The following is an 18,314-nucleotide window of genomic DNA, read 5'->3' on the forward strand; positions in this document are numbered from 1 at the left end:
TCTGCGCGGGTGTGTGTGCTCGTGTGAAGTCGAGTTTCCGGAACGTTATGACGGAGTGTCGAACCGGTTGAGCGGGCCCGGCAGCCGGGAGCCGAGCGGCGCCATGTCGCCGTCCGCACCGTGGCGTGCGAGCAGGTCCAGGGCGAGCCGGCCGCGCCGCACGCGCTCCTTGGCGGTGGCCAGGGTCAGCTCGCGCAGGTGGTTGCCGTACGGGTAGATTCCGGGCGCCTTGGACAAGCCGAACTTGAGGTACAAGGGCGCGCCGCGCCGGATCAGCTCGGCGACCTCGTACATCCGCACATAGCCGCCGAGATCGTCGGGTGCTTCGATGTACATGTCCATGGGGGCTGCCGACACCCGCCTGATCTCGGTGAGGTGATCGAGCGTCAGGTCGCTGGGCACGTTGACCGAGTCGGCGCCCAGGCGCTCGTACACGGCGTACGCGGCCGGGTTTACCGGGCCGATCAGCGCCGAGACCTTCAGCGTGGTGTCGGCCGGGATGATGCCCTTCTCGCGGGCTCGGTGCAGCGTCCACAGCACGCCCTCGTCGGCGACGAGCAGGCACTTCACGCCCAGCTCCGTCGCCCGGACGGCGTCCTCGACACAGCCCGCGACCGCGTCGTGGCCGCGCGCCCGCAGGCCCGCGCCGCGCGAGTCGGAGCGGACCGAGCCGCCGATGTCCCAGGTGCCGCGCGGCCCCGTGAACAGGCAGAGCTCGATGTCACGCTCGGCCGTGGCCTCGACCATCTCGGTGATCTCGGCGTCGGTCAGCATCCAGACGCCGCTGCCCTGGCTGATCCGGTGGATCGGCACATCGAGCCGGGAGGACTCCTTGAGGACCACCGCGAGCGCCTCGGGTCCCTCGCACGAGGGGATCTCGGTGCGCCAGCGGCCGCCTCCGGGGAAGGCGTGCGGCGAGGCGTCGGCGGGGGAGGGGGCGGGTGCGCCCAGGCCGAGCGCGGCGAGTGCCTGCTCACCGGGCCTGCGGGCTGCCGTAGCGGAGTCGGTGGTCACGAGGAGTCCTTCATGTTCGGTATTTCGGACGAAGTTCGCGGCTCAGGGTGCGGGGGGCCTGGTGGTACGCCGGTACGGAGCTCGTCAGGTAACTCCGTACCGGCGTACGGCTCTGAGGGGTGTCACGGTCGCAGCAGTACCTTGCCGACCTTCGGGTCGCCGGACCCCACCAGCTCGATGGCCTGCGGGAACTCGGTGAGCGGCAGCTCGTGCGTGACCAGCGGCAGCGGATCGAGCAGCCCCGCGCCGAAGACCCGCGCCGCGTGCGCCCAGGCGTCCGGCGGCGCACCGAAGACGGTGTGCACCTCCAGCTGCCGTACGACGAGGTCGGTCGGGTCCAGGCCCTCGGCGCCCGGCGCCGGAATGCCCGTCAGGACGAGCCGCCCGCCGCGCCGCAGCAGCGAGGCGGAGGTGCGCGCGGCGGACGCGGATCCGGCGGTCTCGATGACGACGTCGAAGTCGTCGGGGAGCTCCTGGTCCCTGGTACGGAAGTCGGTCGCGCCGAACTGCCGAGACAGCGCCTCGCGGTCGTTCCTGGTGCCCACCACCAGCAGCTGGGAGGGCGAGATCGCCTTGAGGAACTGCACGGCGAACATGCCGAGCGTGCCCGTGCCGACGACCGCGACCCGCTCGCCGGGCTGCGCGTTCCCCTTCAGCGCCGCGGCCGCGATGCAGGCGGCGGGCTCCAGCAGGGCCGCCGCCGTGAGGTCGGCGTCGTCCGGCAGGATGTGCAGCAGGCGGGCCGGAAGCGTGAGGGTGGTGGCCATCGCGCCCGGCTGGGTGAAGCCCGTCTCCTCGTACCCCGAGGTGCACAGCGTCGTCTCGCCCGCGTGGCAGCGGTCGCAGACCTGGCAGTTGCGGAAGCCCTCCCCGACGGTCTTGCGGCCGACCATCGACTCCGGCACCCCGGCGCCGACCGCCTGCACCGTGCCGGACCACTCGTGCCCGGGGACGAGCGGGTAGCGCACATAGCCCTCGGGCCGGTTGCCCTGGTAGACCTCGCGGTCGCTGCCGCAAATACCGACGGCGTGGACCCGCATCAGCGCCTCGCCCGGACCGGGCTCGCGTGGTGTGTGCTCCTCGAGCCGGTAAGCGCCGGGCGCCTCGACGACTACGGCGGTGCTCACTGCCCGTCCTTGGGGTTGCGCCTCTCCCAGCCCTCGGCCCACAGGTCGAAGTGGGCCCGCTGCTGCGGGAACTCGGCCGCCGCGTCGGTGTCCAGCTCGACGCCGAGACCGGGCGCGTCGGAGAGGTGGAAGTAGCCGTCGACGACCTGGGGGGCGCCCTTGACCACCTTCTTGATCTCCGCGTCCGCGAAGTCGTTGAAGTGCTCCAGGATCTTGAAGTTCGGGGAGGTGAAGCCCACCTGGAGGGATGCGGCCGTCAGGACGGACCCGCCCACGTTGTGCGGGGCGATCAGCATGTAGTGCGTCTCGGCGGTCGCGGCCAGCTTCCGGGTCTCCCAGATGCCGCCGATGTGGCCGAGGTCGGGCTGGATGATGTCCGCCGCCTGGTTCTCGAACAGCTCGCGGAACTCGATGCGGTCGTGAATGCGCTCACCGGTGGCGACCGGCATGTCCACCTTCTCGGCGACCTTCTTCAGCGCCTTGAGGTTCTCCGGCGGCACCGGCTCCTCCAGCCACGCCGGCTTGAAGGGGGCCATCTCCTTGGCCAGCCGGACCGCGGTGGCGGGGGAGAAACGGCCGTGCATCTCCAGCATCAGCTCGGTCTCCGGGCCGATGGCGTCGCGGACGGCCTCGATGAGGGAGACCGAGTAGAGGGTCTGCTCGTGGTCGAGCTCGAAGTGCCCGGTGCCGAACGGGTCGATCTTGAGCGCCTTGTAACCGCGGGCGATGACCTCCTGGGCCGCCTTGTGGTAGGCCTCCGGGGTGCGCTCGGTGGTGTACCAGCCGTTGGCGTACGCCTTGACCTTGTCGGTGACCTTGCCGCCCAGCAGCTGCCAGACCGGGACGCCGAGGGCCTTGCCCTTGACGTCCCAGCAGGCCATCTCGATGACCGCGATGCCCGACATGACGATTTCCCCCGCACGGCCGTAGTCGCCGTACTTCATCCGGCGGACGAGGTCTTCCACCGCGAACGGGTCCGAGCCCAGAATGTGGTTGGCCTCCGCCTCCCGCAGATAGCCGATCAGCGCGTCGGTGTGGCCCAGCATGCGGGTCTCACCGACACCGGTGATGCCTTCGTCGGTGTGCACCTGCACGTACGTCAGATTGCGCCACGGCGTTCCGACCACGTGTGTGCTGATTCCGGTGATGCGCACGGCAGTTGCCCCTTGTTGCTTCGTCGGTGCGTACGTCGGCTCGAATGGGTAGCGCTTCAGTGTGTTCGAAATTTCGTCACACGTTCGAAATGCTGGCGTGACAGTAAGGACGAGGCAGTGGGAGTGTCAATGGGGCGAACACATAACGGTTTCGGCAAGGGTTTCGAGAACTGTTTCGCCGCGCCGCGTTCAACCCGCCACACCGCGTCGGCCGGGTCCGCACACAACCTTCACAGCAGCCTCTAGGAACGTTACCCGGCCGGAACTTACCCTTCCCGCGTCATGGACTACTGCCACCCGTGCCGACGGCACCTGAATGGCGCCCTCGCCTGCCCCGGGTGCGGTACGCCGGTCGAAGAGCTACGCGTGTACACGGACGCGGAGATGTACGCGGACGAGGGCGACGCGGGCTTCACCGGCGACGGTTTCGACGGCTCGGGTGCCGCCGGGGCGTCTCCCGCGGACGACGGCGAGGTACGGCCCGGGCGGGCGCAGAGCCGGCGCCGCGGGGCTTCCGCCGGCCCCGGTACCCGGGCGACCCGTCGCGATCGCAAGGCCGCGGCACATCGCAGGCGCCGGCGGCGGGTGCTGTTCGCCGGAGCGGGCCTGTTGCTGGCGGCGGGCGGGCTGAGCCTGGCGGAGCTGGGGATCGAGGCGCCCGGGTCGACACCGAGGACGGCCTCGGCCGGGGACGAGACGGCGGACGGAGGGGCCTCGGCGGCGCAGACCACGGATGCCTCGGGCGGGGCCGGAGGTACGGGCACGGGTGCGACCTCGGTGTCGGTGTCCGTCTCCACCTCCCCGTCGGCGTCGAAGTCCGCGACGAAGAAGGCGGACGACAAGAAGACCGCGTCGGAGAGCCCCACGGAGTCGGCGTCCGCGACGGGGCCTGCACAGCAGCCGGCACCGGCTCCCACGGCGACGGCCACGACCGCGCCGAGCACCCGCCGCCCGACACCGGCTCCGACGACGACGCGTCCGGCACCGGAACCGTCGCCGACGAAAACGTGCAATCGGTTCCTGTGGTGGTGCACATGACGGTCGGTGGGGTGGACCGTCCCGCCTCCTGGGCGTCCGTCAGCTGAGCCGGAAGTCAATAGGTACAGGGGGCCGGCCCCCGTCAGTCGGCCCCGGCGGCGGAGCCGTCCAGCATGCGGCGCAGCAGGTCCCGCAGGGACAGCCGTTCCTCGCGGGACAGCCCCGCCAGCGGCTCCCGCGCGAAGTCCAGCGAGTCGCGCAGCCCGCGGGCCACCCGCCGCCCCTCCTCCGTGGCCGCCGCCAGCTTCACCCGGCGGTCCGCCGGATCCGGGCGGCGCTCCACCAGGCCCCGGGCCTCCAGCCGGTCCACGATCCCGGTGACGTTCGACGGCTCGCACTTCAGCTTCTGGGCGAGCCGCCGCATCGGCAGCGGCTCCAGCGACAGCAGGCTCAGCAGCCGCGCCTGCGCCCCGGTCAGCGCGTGCTCTGCCGCCGCCTCCTCGTACTCCTCGTGGTAGCGGGCCACGACGCTGCCGATGAGCTCCACGACCTCCAGCGTCACGGGGTCGATACGGGATGTCTTCTGCGTGGCCATGCGGTCAAGACTACCGCTTTACTTGACAGGCTGAAATATTCAGGAGCATGGTTGTTTCAGGTACTGAAACATTCTGTGTCGCACGTGAGGAAAGGCGCCATGACCGACACCCCCACGCCCCCCGCCGTCAGCCGCGAATGGCACCTGCTCAGCCGCCCGGTCGGCTGGCCCAAGCCCGAGGACTTCGCCCTTGTGGAGGCCGAGGTACCGCAGCCCGGTGAGGGCCAGGTGCTGGTCCGCAACGAGTACCTCTCCGTGGACCCCTACATGCGTGGCAGGATGAGCGCCGCCAAGTCCTACGTCGCGCCCTTCGAGCTGAACCAGCCGATGCAGGGCGGCGCGGTCGGCGAGGTCGTCGCCTCGAACGTGGACGGCATCGCGCCCGGCGACCACGTCCTGCACTTCATGGGCTGGCGCGAGTACGGCCTCGTCGACGCCAAGCAGGCCGTCAAGGTCGACCCGGACGCCGCGCCGCTGTCCACCTACCTCGGCGTGCTGGGCATGACCGGGCTCACCGCCTACGCCGGCCTGCTGCGCACCGCCGCCTTCAAGGAGGGCGACTCCGTCTTCGTCTCCGGTGCCGCGGGCGCCGTCGGCAGCCAGGTCGGCCAGATCGCCAAGCTCAAGGGCGCCTCCCGGGTCATCGGTTCCGCGGGCTCCGACGAGAAGGTCAAGCTGCTGCTGGAGGAGTACGGCTTCGACGCCGCCTTCAACTACAAGAACGGCCCCGTGAGCGAGCAGCTCCGCGCCGCCGCCCCCGACGGGATCGATGTCTACTTCGACAACGTCGGCGGCGACCACCTGGAGGCCGCCATCGGCTCCCTCAACCGCGGCGGGCGCATCGCCGTCTGCGGCATGATCTCCGTCTACAACAACACCGAGCCCGCCCCCGGCCCGAGGAACCTCGCCCGGCTCATCCAGACCCGCGGCCGGATCGAGGGCTTCCTGGTCGGCGACCACTACGACCTGCAGCCGCAGTTCGTCCAGGAGGTCGGCGCCTGGGTCCGCTCCGGTGAGCTGAAGTACCGCGAGACCGTCGTCGAGGGCATCGAGAACAACCTGGAGGCGTTCTTCGGCGTCCTGCGCGGCGACAACGTCGGCAAGATGATCGTCAAGCTCTGACCGGCGGAACACCGCCCGCCGCACCGTGACGCCCGCCTGACCGCGGTCGTTGTGCACGGCGAAGGCCGCGCCCCTGGACGTGGGGCGCGGCCTTCATCGTGCCCTGCGCCCGGGGGAATCACCGCCTCCGGGAGACGTGGACGTGGCCCCGCGGTAACAGATGCCCGAACTCGGCGGCCCCGGCGGCCCCGAGCGGGCATGCTGAGGAGCGAGGAGGGCCGCCCATGTCCCCGATTCCGACGCTCCCCCGCTGGCACGACGTGGTGCGCCTGGCGCGCGGCACCACCGACGTCGCAGGCCAGCTCCTGGACACGGCAGGCAACATCACCAGGATCGCCGTCAACACCCTCGATCCGCGCGACGGTTCGGGCGCCGAGACGCTGCGCATGCTGCGGCGGACGACGGAGGAGCTGGCGGACGCGAGCGGGTCACCGCAGGCGCAGGCGGCGTTCCACCGGATCGTCGACACCCTGGCCCGGCTGGGCGCCACCGGCGCGCCGCTGGCCGTGCACCCGGTGAGCGAACCGGCGCAGGCCCTGCTGACAGCTCTCGGCGAGGGCCTGCTGCCGGTGCTCGACGCCGTCGAACCGGCGTTGGAGGAGATCGCGGCGGTCGTCGGGGAACTGATGGAGGCCGGCGCCCCGCTGCTGCCCGCGGCGGCCGGCCTCGCGGCGGGCACGCTTCTCGCGCTGACCCCGCTGGTCCGCGCGGCGGCGGAGGTCCTGCGGGACTCCTCGCCCGAACTCACGCGGATGGCCGACGCGTTGACGGCCGCGCTGGCCCCCCTGCTGCCGCTCCAGGAGGACCTGACGGAACGGGCCGCGGCCACGGGGGCGACCCTGGTCCGGGCGGCCCTGCCTCCCCTGGCGGACCTCACGGAAGCGGCCGCCGCGACGACCAAGGCGGCCCGCCCGGCCCTGCTGGCGGGCGGGGAACTCCTCGTCACGGGCCTGGAACAGATCCAGCCGCTGCTCCTGGCGGCGGCTGCGCGTGCGGGCCGCGTCACCAGGGCGACGGCGGTACGGGTGTCGGCGGCGATGAACCCGGCGGCGGAGCGGGCGGTCGTGGTGACGGTGACAACGGCATGACAGACGACGGTGACAACGGCATGACAGACGACGGTGACAACGGCATGACAGACGACGGTGACAACGGCATGACAGACGACGGTGACACCGCCATGGCTGACGACAGTGTCACCGCCATGACCGACTGACAGTGTCACCGTCATGGCCGACGACGGTGACACCGCCATGACAATGGACGGGTTGTCCGCCGATAGGGTTTTCCCATGCATGATCTGGGCGCGGGACTCGGCTATCTCCTCAAGGGCCAACGCTGGGTGGCCCGCCACGGAAAACAGTACGGCTTCGGCATCCTGCCGGGGCTGATCACCCTCGTCCTGTACGCGGCGGCGCTCGTCGCACTCGCCCTGTGGGGCGACGACCTCGTCACCTGGGCCACCCCCTTCGCCGACGGCTGGCCGGACCCCTGGCTCGGGCTCTTCCGCGGTTTCCTCACCGTCGTGCTGTTCGCCCTCGCCCTCCTCCTCGCCGTCCTCACCTTCACCGCGGTCACCCTTCTCATAGGCCAGCCCTTCTACGAGAACCTGTCGGAGAAGGTCGACCGCGACGTCTCCCCGGACGGCACGGCGGCCGAGTCGGACCTGCCCCTCCACCGGGAGATGTGGATATCGGCCCGCGACAGCCTCCGCGTCCTCGTACGGGCCACACTCTGGGGCGTCCTGCTCTTCGCCCTCGGCTTCCTGCCGTTCGTCGGCCAGACCGTCGTCCCGGTCATCGGCTTCTTCGTCACCGGCTTCTTCCTCGCCGAGGAACTCACCGCCGTGGCGCTCCAGCGCCGGAGCGTCGAACTCCGCGACCGCCTCACCCTGTTGCGCTCCCGCAAGCTGCTTGTCTGGGGCTTCGGCACACCCCTCGGCCTCGCCTTCCTCGTCCCGTTCGTCGCCGTCTTCCTGATGCCGGGCGCGGTCGCGGGCGCCACGCTGCTGGCCCGGGACCTGCTGGGCGAGGAGAACGCCGAGGAGGCGGAGGAGGACTCCGAGGACGAGCGGATCAGCCACCTCCGCTGACGACGGTCCCCGGCACGTACGCCGCCGCCTCCCGGACCCGGAACGCCCCGGCCGCCGACCGGCCGGCTCCGCGGCGTCGAGGCGGCACCGGGGGAGACCGTCGAGGGCCGTCGCCGAGCTGCCGCGCCGCGCCGCGCCTTCGAGGTCCGGGACGGGCGCGCGCGGGCGCGGACGGTTGTGAAGGGTTCGTACGAAATCCAGGCCGGGCGCTCGATCGCCGACCATCGGGTCAGGACGACGATTAACGTCTGACACGGGACCGAGTCCCTCGACGAGCAGCCCCGGTCCGGGACCTGACGGCCGGACCGGGGCTCGTCGCTGTTCCGGGCCGAGCCGGTAGGGCCTCTGGTTTGGATCATGCCGGGCTGATCCGAACGCAAGACCCTAGCGCACCGAGAAGCCGTACACCGTCTCCGACCGGTACACCTCGCCCGGCCGCAGCCGCGTGCTCGGGAAGTCCGGGCGGTTCGGGGAGTCCGGGAAGTGCTGGGTCTCCAGGGCGATGCCGTCGCCGGGGGCGAACGGGGCGCCGAGATGGTCGGCCGTGTACAGCTGCAGGCCGGGCTCGGTCGTGGACACGGTGAGCAGGCGTCCGGACGCCGGGTCGTGCAGCTCGGCGACCTCCACCGGGGCGCGCGTCACACCCTTGTCGAGCACGAAGTTGTGGTCGTAGCCGGAGCCCACCTTCCGCGGCTCCCGGAAGTCGAAGCGGCTGCCCTCGACGGTCTCCAGCGCTCCCGTCGGGATCAGGTCCGCGTCCACCGGGGTGTACCGGGAGGCCGCGATGCTCAGCTCGTGGCCGCCCGCGTTCCCGGAACCGGCCAGGTTCCAGTACGAGTGGTTCGTCAGGTTCACCACGGTCGGCGCGTCCGTGACCGCCTCGTACACGGTCCGCAGCGCGCCGTCCGCGTCGAGGGTGTACGTCGCTGAGACCTCCAGCCGTCCCGGGAAGCCCTCCTCGCCGTGCGGGCTCACCCGGGAGAGCCGGACGCCGTGCTCGACCGGCTCCACGTCCCAGACCCGCTTGTCGAAGCCCCGCGACCCGCCGTGCAGCGAGTTGGGACCGTTGTTCGGCTCCAGCGCGTAGGTCCGGCCGTCGAGCGGGAAGCGGGCGCCCGCGATGCGGTTGGCGTACCGCCCGACCAGCGCCCCGAGGTACGGCTCCGGATGGCGCAGATAGCCGTCCAGATCCGGGAAGCCCAGCACCACGTCCGCCCGGCCGCCCTCCCGGTCCGGGACCTCGGCCGACTGCACGATCCCGCCGTACGACAGGACGCGCACCCGCACCCCGCCCCGCTCCAGCGTCCAGCGGTGGACCGCCGTGCCGTCGGAAAGTGTGCCGAAAAGTTCGCTCATGTGGGAAACCCTAGGTCACGGGATGCTCGGCGGTGACGGCACGGTAGGCGATCTCGGCGAGTCGTGCCTGACCGTTCCTGCTGGGATGGAACCAGTCCCAGGGGCTCAACTGCGCGGGTCCGAAGCGGTAGTCGAAGACCGCGTTGCCGTCGAAGCGGCACCGCCGGTCCTTCGCGCACACCTCCTTCAGGACCCGGTTGTACTCCTCCACCCGCGACTGCACCGTGGCCCGCCGCTGGGTGGACGCGGCGTCCAGCGCGTCCGCGTCGCCCAGCATCGAGGGGCAGATGCCCAGCTTCCACACCTGCTTGCCGAGCGCACTGGTGCGGCCCTCGGACCACAGCCGCATCAGGTTCGGCACGCTGGAGACGTACACCTGTGTCTTGGGCAGCGACCGGCGCAGGACGGCCATCGCGTCCTCGAACTGCTCGCGGAAGTCCTCGACCGGAGTCATCGCCGAGATGGAGGAGCGGCAGGCGTCGTTGGCCCCGACCATCACCGCCACCAGTTCCGGCCTGCGCTGCACCGCCTGCGCGACCTGCCCGGCCAGGTCGGCCATCCGGGCCCCGGTCACCGCGTAGTTCCAGCTGCGCTCCGCGGCCCCGGTCGCCCCGAGCAGCCGTACGGCCAGGCTGTCGACGCCGGTGTCGGTGCCCGTCGCCCACGACACCTGAGGACAGTCGGACAGCACGGTGCAGGCGTCGAAGCCGCGCGTGATGGAGTCGCCGACTGCGGCGATCGAGTCGGGGGAGCGGTTCCACACCGGCTTCGGGGACGGCCGCGACGACGGCACGGTGCCCCGCCCCCCGTTGCCACCCGAGGCGTCGCATCCGGCGAGCCCCAGGACGACCGCGGCCGCGACCGCGGCGACGGCCCTGAAGCGGTGGGTTCGCTTCCGCATCCCTGGTCCCCTCGTTCGGCAGCGCTTCGAACACGCTGGGTCAGGCCCGCGTCCCCTTGGGTGAAACCTCGGCATTCACGGGCAACGGGACCGACGGTACGTCACACTCCTCGGCCCGCCGCACGGTAGCCTCGCCCCGTGGCCGCCCTTGCCACGCCCGTTCCGTAAAGTTACAAGATGTCGCGGTCTGCCCGGAGGTTCAGGTGACGACACGTGGAGTCCTGTACGTGCACTCCGCGCCCCGCGCACTGTGCCCGCACGTCGAGTGGGCCGTCGCGGGCGTGCTGGGCACCCGCGTCAACCTCGACTGGATCCGGCAGCCCGCCGCCCCCGGCACCTGGAGATCGGAGTTCTCCTGGCAGGGCGAGGCCGGCACCGCCTCCAAGCTCGCCTCCGCGCTGCGCGGCTGGCAGCTGCTGCGCTTCGAGGTCACCGCGGAACCGTGCCCGACCGCCGAGGGCGAGCGCTACAGCTGCACCCCCGACCTGGGCATCTTCCACGCGGTCACCGGCATCCACGGCGACATCCTGATCCCCGAGGACCGGCTGCGCGCGGCCCTCATCCGCTCCCAGCGCGGCGAGAGCGACCTGGAGGCGGAACTGGCCCGGCTCCTGGGCAAGCCGTGGGACGACGAACTGGAGCCGTTCCGGTACGCGGGCGAGGGAGCGCCGGTGCGCTGGCTGCACCAGGTCGTCTGAAGACCTCCGCACACGACATGAGGGGCCCCCACCAAGCCGGTGGGGGCCCCTCATGCGCAGAGTCCCGGGCCCTGGCGGCGGGACGTCGCTCAGACCGTCCGGAACGCCAGCACCACGTTGTGGCCGCCGAACCCGAACGAGTCGTTCAGCGCGGCGATCCGGCCCTCGGCCCGCAGCTTCCGGGCCTCCCCACGGACGACGTCCGCGTTGGCCTCGGCCTCCGGGTCGATGTTCTGCACGTTGATCGTCGGCGGCGCCACCCGGTTGTACAGCGCGAGCACGGTCGCCACCGACTCCACGCCGCCCGCACCACCGAGAAGGTGACCGGTCATCGACTTGGTCGCGGAGACCGCGATGTGGTCCGCGTGGTCCCCGAACACCTTCCGCAGCGCCTTCAGTTCGGCGATGTCACCGGCCGGCGTCGAAGTGGCGTGCGCGTTGACGTGCACGATCTCCGCCGGGTCCAGGTCGCTGTTGTCCAGCAGGTTGTGCAGGGCGTGCGAGATGCCGCGGCCCTCGGGCTCGGGCTGCACGATGTCGTGGCTGTCGGCGGAGATGCCCTGGCCGACCGCCTCCGCGTAGACGCGGGCACCGCGCTTGGCGGCGTGCTCGGCGGACTCCAGGACCAGGACGCCCGCGCCCTCACCGAGGACGAAGCCGTCACGGTCGACGTCGTAGGGACGCGAGGCGCCCTGCGGGTCGTCGTTGTTCTTGGACATCGCCATCATGTTGCCGAACGCGGCGATGGGCAGCGGGTGGATCGCCGCCTCCGTACCGCCGGCGACGACCACGTCGGCGCGGCCGGTGCGGATCATCTCGATGGCGTAGCCGATGGCCTCCGCGCCCGAAGCGCAGGCGGAGACCGGGGTGTGCACACCGGCGCGGGCGCCCACGGCCAGACCCACGTTCGCGGACGGGCCGTTCGGCATCAGCATCGGCACGGTGTGCGGGGAGACACGGCGGACGCCCTTCTCCTTCAGCACGTCGTACTGATCGAGGAGGGTGGTCACACCACCGATGCCGGAGGCGATGACCGCGCCGAGCCGGTCGGGGTCGACGCTTGCGTCCTCGCCCGCCTTGGCGGTGAATCCGGCGTCCGCCCAGGCCTCCTTGGCCGCGATCAGCGCGAACTGCGCCGAACGGTCCAGACGGCGGGCCTGGGGCCGCGGGATGACCTCGGACGGCTCCACGGCGATCTGCGCGGCGATGCGGACAGCCTGCTCGGCGGCCCATTCCTGCTCCAGGGGTCCGACACCGGACTTGCCGGCGACCAGGCCCTCCCAGGTAGAGGCCGCGTCGCCACCCAGCGGTGTGGTTGCGCCGATACCGGTGACGACCACGGTGCGATTGGTCGAGCTCACGGGAATTCTTTCTCCAACGGATACGAGGATTCAGCGGCGCCACCGCCGGGTGGCGGGGCAACGGCCCGGCGACCGGACCACCGGCCCGGTGCCTGGCTGTCTGCCCAGGTGATCGGTCGATCAGGCCTGGTGCTTGAGGATGTACTCGGCGGCGTCACCGACCGTCTTGAGGTTCTTGACGTCGTCGTCGGGGATCTTGACGTCGAAGCGCTCCTCGGCGGCGACGACGACCTCGACCATGGACAGCGAGTCGACGTCCAGGTCGTCGGTGAAGGACTTGTCCAGCTGGACGTCCTCGGTGGGGATCCCGGCGATCTCGTTCACGATCTCGGCGAGACCGGCGACGATCTCTTCCTGAGTGGCGGCCATGTCAGGCGCTCCTTCGTAGATATCCATCAGGGTGTGGCGCCCGCCGCGTCAGCGGCAGGTTGTGCAGTTCCCGCACCGGACCGATGATCCGGCACGGAGTGCCTAGGGGAGGGTAACGACCGTGGCGGCGTAGACGAGACCCGCCCCGAAGCCGATGACGAGCGCGGTGTCGCCGCTCTTCGCCTCGCCGGTCGCCAGGAGCCGCTCCATCGCGAGCGGAATCGAGGCGGCCGAGGTGTTGCCGGTGGTGCGCACGTCGCGGGCGACCGTGACGTGCTCCGGCAGTTTCAGCGTCTTCACCATCGAGTCGATGATCCGCACGTTGGCCTGGTGCGGGATGAAGACATCCAGGTCGTTCGCGGTGATCCCGGCCGCGTCCAGCGCCTGCTGGGCGACCTTCGCCATCTCGAACACGGCCCAGCGGAACACCGCCTGGCCCTCCTGCGTGATCGCGGGGAACTTGACGTTGCCCTCGCTGTCCACCGGGAGCTTGGAGACGTCGCCGAGCCGGAACTCGTTCCACGGCACCGTCTGCTTGATCGTCTCGGACTTGTCGCCCTCGGAACCCCACACGGTCGGGCCGATGTGCGGCTCCTCGGAGGGACCCACGACGACCGCGCCGGCACCGTCGCCGAACAGGAAGGCGGTGGCCCGGTCCTCCAGGTCCGTCAGGTCCGACAGCCGCTCCACGCCGATGACGAGGACGTACTCCGCGGAGCCCTCGACGACCATGCCCTTGGCGAGCGTGAGGCCGTAGCCGAAGCCCGCGCAGCCCGCCGAGATGTCGAAGGCGGCGGCCTTGTTCGTGCCGAGCTTGTCGGCGATCTCGGTGGCGACGGCCGGGGTCTGGCTGAAGTGGGAGACGGTGGAGACGACGACCGCGCCGATCTGGTCGGCGGCGATCCCCGCGTCGGCGATCGCCTTGCCGGCCGCCTCGATCGACATCGCGGCGACGGTCTCCTCGTCGTTCGCCCAGTGCCGGGTCTCGATGCCGGAGCGGGAGCGGATCCACTCGTCGGAGGAGTCGATCTTCTCCAGGATCACCTCGTTCGGCACCACCCGGACCGGACGGTACCCGCCGACGCCGAGGATGCGCGCGTAGGGGGCGCCTTTGCGTGCCTTGATCTTCGACATGCTCTCGCTCTCCTGATCAGGCGCTGTACTCGGCGATGAGTTCGCGAGCCGCGTCGAGGTCGTCGGGGGTCTTCAGGGCGAGGGTCTTGACGCCCGGCAGCGCGCGCTTGGCGATGCCGGTGAGGGTGCCGCCGGGGCACACCTCGATCAGCGCGGTCGCGCCCAGCTTCTCGAAGGTCTCCATGCACAGGTCCCAGCGGACCGGGTTGGCGACCTGGCCCACCAGGCGCTTGAGCACCTCGGCACCGGTCTCCACGGTCTGGCCGTCCTTGTTGGAGACGTACGTGACCTGCGGGTCGGCCGGCGTCAAAGCCTCGGCCGCGTGCGCGAGGGCGTCGACCGCGGGGGCCATGTGGTGGGTGTGGAAGGCGCCTGCCACCTTCAGCGGAACGACCCGGCGCACACCCTCCGGCTTGTCCGCCTCCAGGGCGGCGAGCTGCTCCAGGGTGCCGGCGGCCACGATCTGCCCGGCGCCGTTCACGTTCGCCGGGGTCAGGCCGAGCTTGTCCAGGTGCGGGATCGTCGTCTCGGGGTCGCCGCCGAGCAGGGCCGACATGCCGGTGGGCGTGATCGCGGCGGCGTCCGCCATGGCCAGGCCCCGCTTGCGGACGAGGGTCAGCGCGGCGGTGTCGCCGAGGACGCCCGCGAAGGCCGCTGCGGTGATCTCGCCGACGCTGTGCCCGGCGACGGCTCCGGGCACCACGGCACCGAGTGCCGCGGCGGACAGCAGTCCGGCGGCCACCAGCAGGGGCTGGGCCACGGCGGTGTCCCGGATGGCGTCGGCGTCGGCCTGCGTGCCGTAGTGGACGAGGTCCAGTCCGATGGCCTCCGACCAGGCGCCGACGCGGTCGGCGGCGCCGGGGAGGTCGAGCCAGGAGGTCAGGAAGCCGGGCGTCTGGGCGCCCTGGCCGGGAGCGACGAGTACGAGCACTCTCACACTCTCTCTTGGGGACGGCCGGGGCCGCCCGTGGGGACAAGGACGAAGAACCGCAGGGGGTTTTGTGGGCCCCCGACAAAAGACTAGGTCTGAGGATCACCTTCGGCCAGACGCCCCAGGATCAGTGCGATCCGCAACGTGAACGCGGAGCGTACATCAGAGGGCGACCAACCGGTGACGTCAGTCACACGTCGGAGCCGGTAGCGGACGGTGTTCGGGTGAACGAAGAGCATGCGTGCGGCGCCCTCGAGACTGGACGCCTGCTCCAGATACACGCTGAGCGTCTCCAGGAGCGCGGAGCCCGCCTCCTCCAGCGGTCTGTAGATCTCCTCCACCAGTTGCTCGCGCGCACTCGGATCGCCTGCGATCGCGCGCTCCGGCAGCAGATCGTCCGCCAGGACCGGGCGCGGTGCGTCCTGCCAGGCCGAACACGCCTTCAGGCCCGCGGCGGCGGCCTGCGCGGACCGGGTCGCGGCGAGCAGATCGGGCACGATCGGCCCGGCGACGACCGGACCGGCGGCGAACGGCCCGATCAGCGACTTGGCGACGGCGAGCGGATTGTCACTGCCGCCGGCGATGACCACGAGCCGGTCTCCGAGCACCCCGGTGAGCACCTGCAGCTTGGCGTGCCGGGCAGCCCGTCGAATGGCCTCCACCGTCAACTCGCTGTCACCGTCGGGCGCAGTACCCAGCACCACGCACACATGTTCAGGCGAGTTCCAGCCAAGTGCGGCGGCCCGGCTGACGGCCCCCTCGTCGGCCTCCCCGCTCAGCACCGCGTTGACGACCAGCGACTCCAGGCGCGCGTCCCAGGCGCCGCGGGCCTCGGCGGCCTGGGCGTAGACCTGCGCGGTGGCGAAGGCGATCTCCCGCGCGTACACGAGGAGCGCCTCGCGCAGCACGGACTCGTCACCGGGAGCGGCCACCTCGTCGATGGCGGACTCCATGACCTCGATGGTGGTCCGCACCATCTCCACGGTCTGCCGCAAGGTGATCGCCCTGGTCAGCTCGCGCGGCGCGGTCCCGAACACATCGGTGGAGATGGCCTGCGGGGCATCCGGGTGCCGGAACCACTCGGTGAACGCGGCGATGCCCGCCTGAGCCACCAGCCCGATCCAGGAACGGTTCTCCGGAGGCATCGCCCGGTACCACGGCAGCGTCTCGTCCATGCGCGCGATGGCCTGCGCGGCGAGGCTTCCGGACGATTTCTCCAGCCGCTTCAGGGTCGCGGCGTGCGGATGGATGGAATGCGCTGCGGGCTCGGTGAGGCGGGCTTCGGGTTCGGGCACGGGGACAAGACTGCCTTATCGGGACGGGACCGTGTGGCGGGGGTCCCTGAGCGCGGTAGGTGCGGGGCTACGGTGGGGGCTGTGATGGACGTACGGCGCGCCGGCGAGCGCTACCGCGGAGGGGACCCTGCCGCCGGGATCGAGTCCCTGCACGCCTTCAGCTTCGGCCCGCACTACGACCCGGACAACCTTCGCTTCGGCGCGGTGATCGCCTGCAACGAGGAGCGGCTCGCACCGGGCGCCGGCTTCGACGAGCACCCGCACAGCCACACGGAGATCGTCACATGGGTGGTGGAGGGCGAGCTGACCCACCGCGACTCCACGGGCCACACCTCGGTGATCCGCCCCGGCGACGTCCAGCGCCTGAGCGCGGGGGCGGGCGTCCGCCACGTGGAGCGCAACGACGGGGAGGCTCCGCTGGTCTTCGTCCAGATGTGGCTGGCCCCCCGTGAACCGGGCGGCGACCCGGTCTACGAGGTGGTCCACGGAATCGCCGACTCGACCCCGTACGCGGTCCCGGAGGCGGGCGCGATGCTGCATGTACGGCGCCTGAACGCGGGGGAGCGGACGGCGGTCCCGGATGCGGCGCACCTGTACGTGCACGTGGTGCGCGGCGAAGTGCTGCTGGACGGGGAGGAGTTGGGTCCGGGGGACGCGGCGCGGATCGCGGACGTCAAGGACCTGGAGGCGGTGGCGGTGACGGGGGCGGAACTGCTGGTGTGGGAAATGACTCCCTGGTAGTGCGATGCCTCCGCATGCACTTGGGGATTCGCGACCGAGCGCCGCGCCCGAGCGGTCAGCCCCGCACCTCCGCCAGCACCGCGTCCGTGAACGGCGTCCACGCCTCGATCGCCCACGGGCCGAAGGCGCGGTCCGTCAGCGCCACGCACGCCACCCCCGCGTCCGGATCGACCCACAGGAACGTGCCCGACTGCCCGAAGTGCCCGAACGTTCGCGGCGAGGACGAAGAACCGGTCCAGTGCGGCGACTTCGAGTCGCGGATCTCGAACCCGAGCCCCCAGTCGTTCGGGTTCTGGTGCCCGTACCCGGGCAGCACCCCCTTCGTCCCGGGGTACTGCACCGTCATCGCCTCCGCCACCGTGCGCACATCGAGCAGTCGCGGCGCCTGCACCTCCGCAGCGAACCGCGCCAGGTCCGCCACCGTGGAGACGCCGTCCTTCGCCGGTGAGCCGTCGAGTGTCGTGGACGTCATGCCGAGCGGTTCAAGGACCGCCTGCCGGGCGTACTCGGCGAACGGGATGTCCGTCGCCTTCGCCACATGGTCGCCCAGCACCTCGAACCCGGCGTTCGAGTACAGCCGCCGCTCTCCGGGCGCCGATGTCACCCGGTGCTCGTCGAACGCCAGCCCGGACGTGTGCGCGAGCAGATGGCGCACCGTCGCCCCGGACGGCCCGGCGGGCTCGTCCAGCTCGATCGCCCCCTCCTCGTACGCGACGAGCACCGCGTACGCGGCCAGCGGCTTGGTCACCGAGGCCAGCGGGAAGCGGTGGTCGACCGGACCGTGTGTACCGAGGACGGTGCCGTCCGCGCGGACGACCGCCACGGCGGCGGTGGGGACGGGCCAGTCGGCGATCAGGGCCAGGCTCTGCAGGGACATGCCCCCGAGCCTATGCGGCTCACAGCTGCAACCGCATCGAGGGGTCCGGCTTGCGCACGAAGCCCAGCGACGCGTACAGCGGCTCCGCCTCGGCCGACGCGTTCAGGTCGACCTGAGGGACGCCCTGCTCCCGGAACCAGCCCAGCAGCTCCTCCATGCAGGCGCGGGCATAGCCCCGGCGGCGCACGTCCGGATCGGTGGCCACGCTGAAGACGTGTCCGACCCGCCCGTGCGGATTGCCGGCCCGCCCGATCCGGTACTCGATCGTCCCGGCCACCAGCGCCGCCAGCGCCCCCGGCCGCTCCGGATGGTCCACGACGAACGCCACGAAGGCGCCGTCCGGATCGGCGAGCCGGCCGCGCAGGCTCGGCAGGGACTGCTCGTGCCACTTTGTGGAGGAGACCGAGGAGTCGGACGAGAAGACCGAATCGATCATCACCTGGCGCAGGCGCAGCACTTCGTCGGCGTCCTCGGGCACGGCCCGGCGTACGAGACTCATGACCCGTACGCTAGCCACAGCCCGTAGTCGGGGTCTCGCCATTTTCATTACGTTCCGCTTGCTTGGAGTG

General features: G+C 71.3%; 20 protein-coding genes. 7 read left to right on the forward strand and 13 right to left on the reverse strand.

The genetic code is table 11. The features are described 5' to 3' along the window. Positions 1-45: 45 nt before the first annotated feature. The 3 genes from ACFYZE_RS01320 to ACFYZE_RS01330 all read right to left on the reverse strand — a co-directional run bounded on the left by ACFYZE_RS01320 (position 46) and on the right by ACFYZE_RS01330 (position 3,295). Positions 46-1,014, reverse strand: coding sequence for a hypothetical protein (locus ACFYZE_RS01320; RefSeq protein WP_388986726.1), 969 nt, complete (start codon positions 1,012-1,014; stop codon positions 46-48). Positions 1,015-1,136: 122 nt separating this feature from the next. Next, a complete protein-coding gene (locus ACFYZE_RS01325) occupies positions 1,137-2,141 on the reverse strand; it encodes a zinc-binding dehydrogenase (RefSeq protein WP_388986729.1) in 1,005 nt (334 codons plus the stop codon). Further along, complete coding sequence (locus tag ACFYZE_RS01330; protein ID WP_388986732.1) at positions 2,138-3,295, reverse strand: mandelate racemase/muconate lactonizing enzyme family protein; 1,158 nt, start codon at positions 3,293-3,295, stop codon at positions 2,138-2,140. Before ACFYZE_RS01330 ends, ACFYZE_RS01325 begins: the two co-directional genes overlap by 4 nt. A 366-nt stretch (positions 3,296-3,661) precedes the next feature. Between ACFYZE_RS01330 and ACFYZE_RS01335 the strand changes: the two genes are divergently transcribed. Further along, a complete protein-coding gene (locus tag ACFYZE_RS01335; protein WP_388986734.1) occupies positions 3,662-4,333 on the forward strand; it encodes a hypothetical protein in 672 nt (223 codons plus the stop codon). Positions 4,334-4,415: 82 nt separating this feature from the next. On the opposite strand, the gene ACFYZE_RS01340 is transcribed toward ACFYZE_RS01335, so the two are convergent. Further along, positions 4,416-4,868: a MarR family winged helix-turn-helix transcriptional regulator gene (locus tag ACFYZE_RS01340; protein WP_388986737.1), complete on the reverse strand. Its 453-nt coding sequence runs from the start codon at positions 4,866-4,868 to the stop codon at positions 4,416-4,418. 99 nt (positions 4,869-4,967) lie between these two features. Between ACFYZE_RS01340 and ACFYZE_RS01345 the strand changes: the two genes are divergently transcribed. The 4 genes from ACFYZE_RS01345 to ACFYZE_RS01360 all read left to right on the forward strand — a co-directional run bounded on the left by ACFYZE_RS01345 (position 4,968) and on the right by ACFYZE_RS01360 (position 8,082). Continuing rightward, positions 4,968-5,990, forward strand: a complete 1,023-nt coding sequence (locus ACFYZE_RS01345; RefSeq protein WP_388986740.1) for an NADP-dependent oxidoreductase — start codon at positions 4,968-4,970, stop codon at positions 5,988-5,990. Between the two features lie 224 nt (positions 5,991-6,214). Next, positions 6,215-7,078, forward strand: a complete 864-nt coding sequence (locus ACFYZE_RS01350; RefSeq protein WP_388986743.1) for a hypothetical protein — start codon at positions 6,215-6,217, stop codon at positions 7,076-7,078. Next, the gene (locus ACFYZE_RS01355) at positions 7,075-7,206 is read left to right on the forward strand and encodes a hypothetical protein (RefSeq protein ID WP_388986746.1); all 132 of its coding nucleotides are present in this window, start codon (positions 7,075-7,077) and stop codon (positions 7,204-7,206) included. The genes ACFYZE_RS01350 and ACFYZE_RS01355 overlap by 4 nt, the downstream gene beginning before the upstream one ends. 75 nt (positions 7,207-7,281) lie before the next feature. Next, positions 7,282-8,082 (forward strand): EI24 domain-containing protein, encoded by an 801-nt coding sequence (locus ACFYZE_RS01360; RefSeq protein WP_388986749.1) that lies wholly within the window; start codon positions 7,282-7,284, stop codon positions 8,080-8,082. A 384-nt stretch (positions 8,083-8,466) separates the two neighbouring features. On the opposite strand, the gene ACFYZE_RS01365 is transcribed toward ACFYZE_RS01360, so the two are convergent. Together ACFYZE_RS01365 and ACFYZE_RS01370 are read right to left on the reverse strand one after the other, a co-directional pair. Next, on the reverse strand, positions 8,467-9,438 hold the full coding sequence (locus ACFYZE_RS01365) for an aldose epimerase family protein (RefSeq protein ID WP_388986752.1): 972 nt from the start codon (positions 9,436-9,438) through the stop codon (positions 8,467-8,469). A 10-nt stretch (positions 9,439-9,448) separates the two neighbouring features. Beyond that, on the reverse strand, positions 9,449-10,339 hold the full coding sequence (locus tag ACFYZE_RS01370; protein WP_388986755.1) for an SGNH/GDSL hydrolase family protein: 891 nt from the start codon (positions 10,337-10,339) through the stop codon (positions 9,449-9,451). A 203-nt stretch (positions 10,340-10,542) separates the two neighbouring features. Between ACFYZE_RS01370 and ACFYZE_RS01375 the strand changes: the two genes are divergently transcribed. After that, positions 10,543-11,037 carry a DUF3145 domain-containing protein gene (locus tag ACFYZE_RS01375; protein WP_263229724.1) on the forward strand — a complete coding sequence of 165 codons (495 nt, stop codon included), beginning with the start codon at positions 10,543-10,545 and terminating at the stop codon, positions 11,035-11,037. A gap of 89 nt (positions 11,038-11,126) precedes the next feature. Here ACFYZE_RS01375 and fabF read toward each other — a convergent pair whose 3' ends face one another. The 5 genes from fabF to fasR all read right to left on the reverse strand — a co-directional run bounded on the left by fabF (position 11,127) and on the right by fasR (position 16,127). Continuing rightward, positions 11,127-12,398, reverse strand: a complete 1,272-nt coding sequence (gene fabF, locus ACFYZE_RS01380; RefSeq protein WP_388986758.1) for a beta-ketoacyl-ACP synthase II — start codon at positions 12,396-12,398, stop codon at positions 11,127-11,129. A 120-nt stretch (positions 12,399-12,518) separates the two neighbouring features. Then, positions 12,519-12,767 carry an acyl carrier protein gene (locus ACFYZE_RS01385; protein WP_043440034.1) on the reverse strand — a complete coding sequence of 83 codons (249 nt, stop codon included), beginning with the start codon at positions 12,765-12,767 and terminating at the stop codon, positions 12,519-12,521. Between the two features lie 102 nt (positions 12,768-12,869). Next, positions 12,870-13,901 carry a ketoacyl-ACP synthase III gene (locus tag ACFYZE_RS01390; protein WP_388986761.1) on the reverse strand — a complete coding sequence of 344 codons (1,032 nt, stop codon included), beginning with the start codon at positions 13,899-13,901 and terminating at the stop codon, positions 12,870-12,872. A gap of 16 nt (positions 13,902-13,917) precedes the next feature. Further along, a complete protein-coding gene (locus ACFYZE_RS01395; protein ID WP_388986764.1) occupies positions 13,918-14,832 on the reverse strand; it encodes an ACP S-malonyltransferase in 915 nt (304 codons plus the stop codon). Positions 14,833-14,921: 89 nt separating this feature from the next. Continuing rightward, the gene (gene fasR / locus ACFYZE_RS01400) at positions 14,922-16,127 is read right to left on the reverse strand and encodes a fatty acid biosynthesis transcriptional regulator FasR (RefSeq protein ID WP_103840153.1); all 1,206 of its coding nucleotides are present in this window, start codon (positions 16,125-16,127) and stop codon (positions 14,922-14,924) included. Between the two features lie 81 nt (positions 16,128-16,208). Here fasR and ACFYZE_RS01405 point away from each other — a divergent pair, with 81 nt between their 5' ends. Continuing rightward, entirely contained in the window at positions 16,209-16,868 is a 660-nt protein-coding gene (locus tag ACFYZE_RS01405) for a pirin family protein (RefSeq protein ID WP_388986768.1), read from the forward strand. A 55-nt stretch (positions 16,869-16,923) separates the two neighbouring features. Here ACFYZE_RS01405 and ACFYZE_RS01410 read toward each other — a convergent pair whose 3' ends face one another. Continuing rightward, on the reverse strand, positions 16,924-17,745 hold the full coding sequence (locus tag ACFYZE_RS01410; protein ID WP_388986771.1) for a serine hydrolase domain-containing protein: 822 nt from the start codon (positions 17,743-17,745) through the stop codon (positions 16,924-16,926). 19 nt (positions 17,746-17,764) lie between these two features. Beyond that, positions 17,765-18,244, reverse strand: coding sequence for a GNAT family N-acetyltransferase (locus ACFYZE_RS01415; protein WP_388986774.1), 480 nt, complete (start codon positions 18,242-18,244; stop codon positions 17,765-17,767). Between the last annotated feature and the right edge of the window lie 70 nt (positions 18,245-18,314).

Origin of the sequence: Streptomyces sp. NPDC001796 (assembly GCF_042892355.1) — a bacterium.
In the GTDB taxonomy this organism is placed as follows: Bacteria; Actinomycetota; Actinomycetes; order Streptomycetales; family Streptomycetaceae; genus Streptomyces.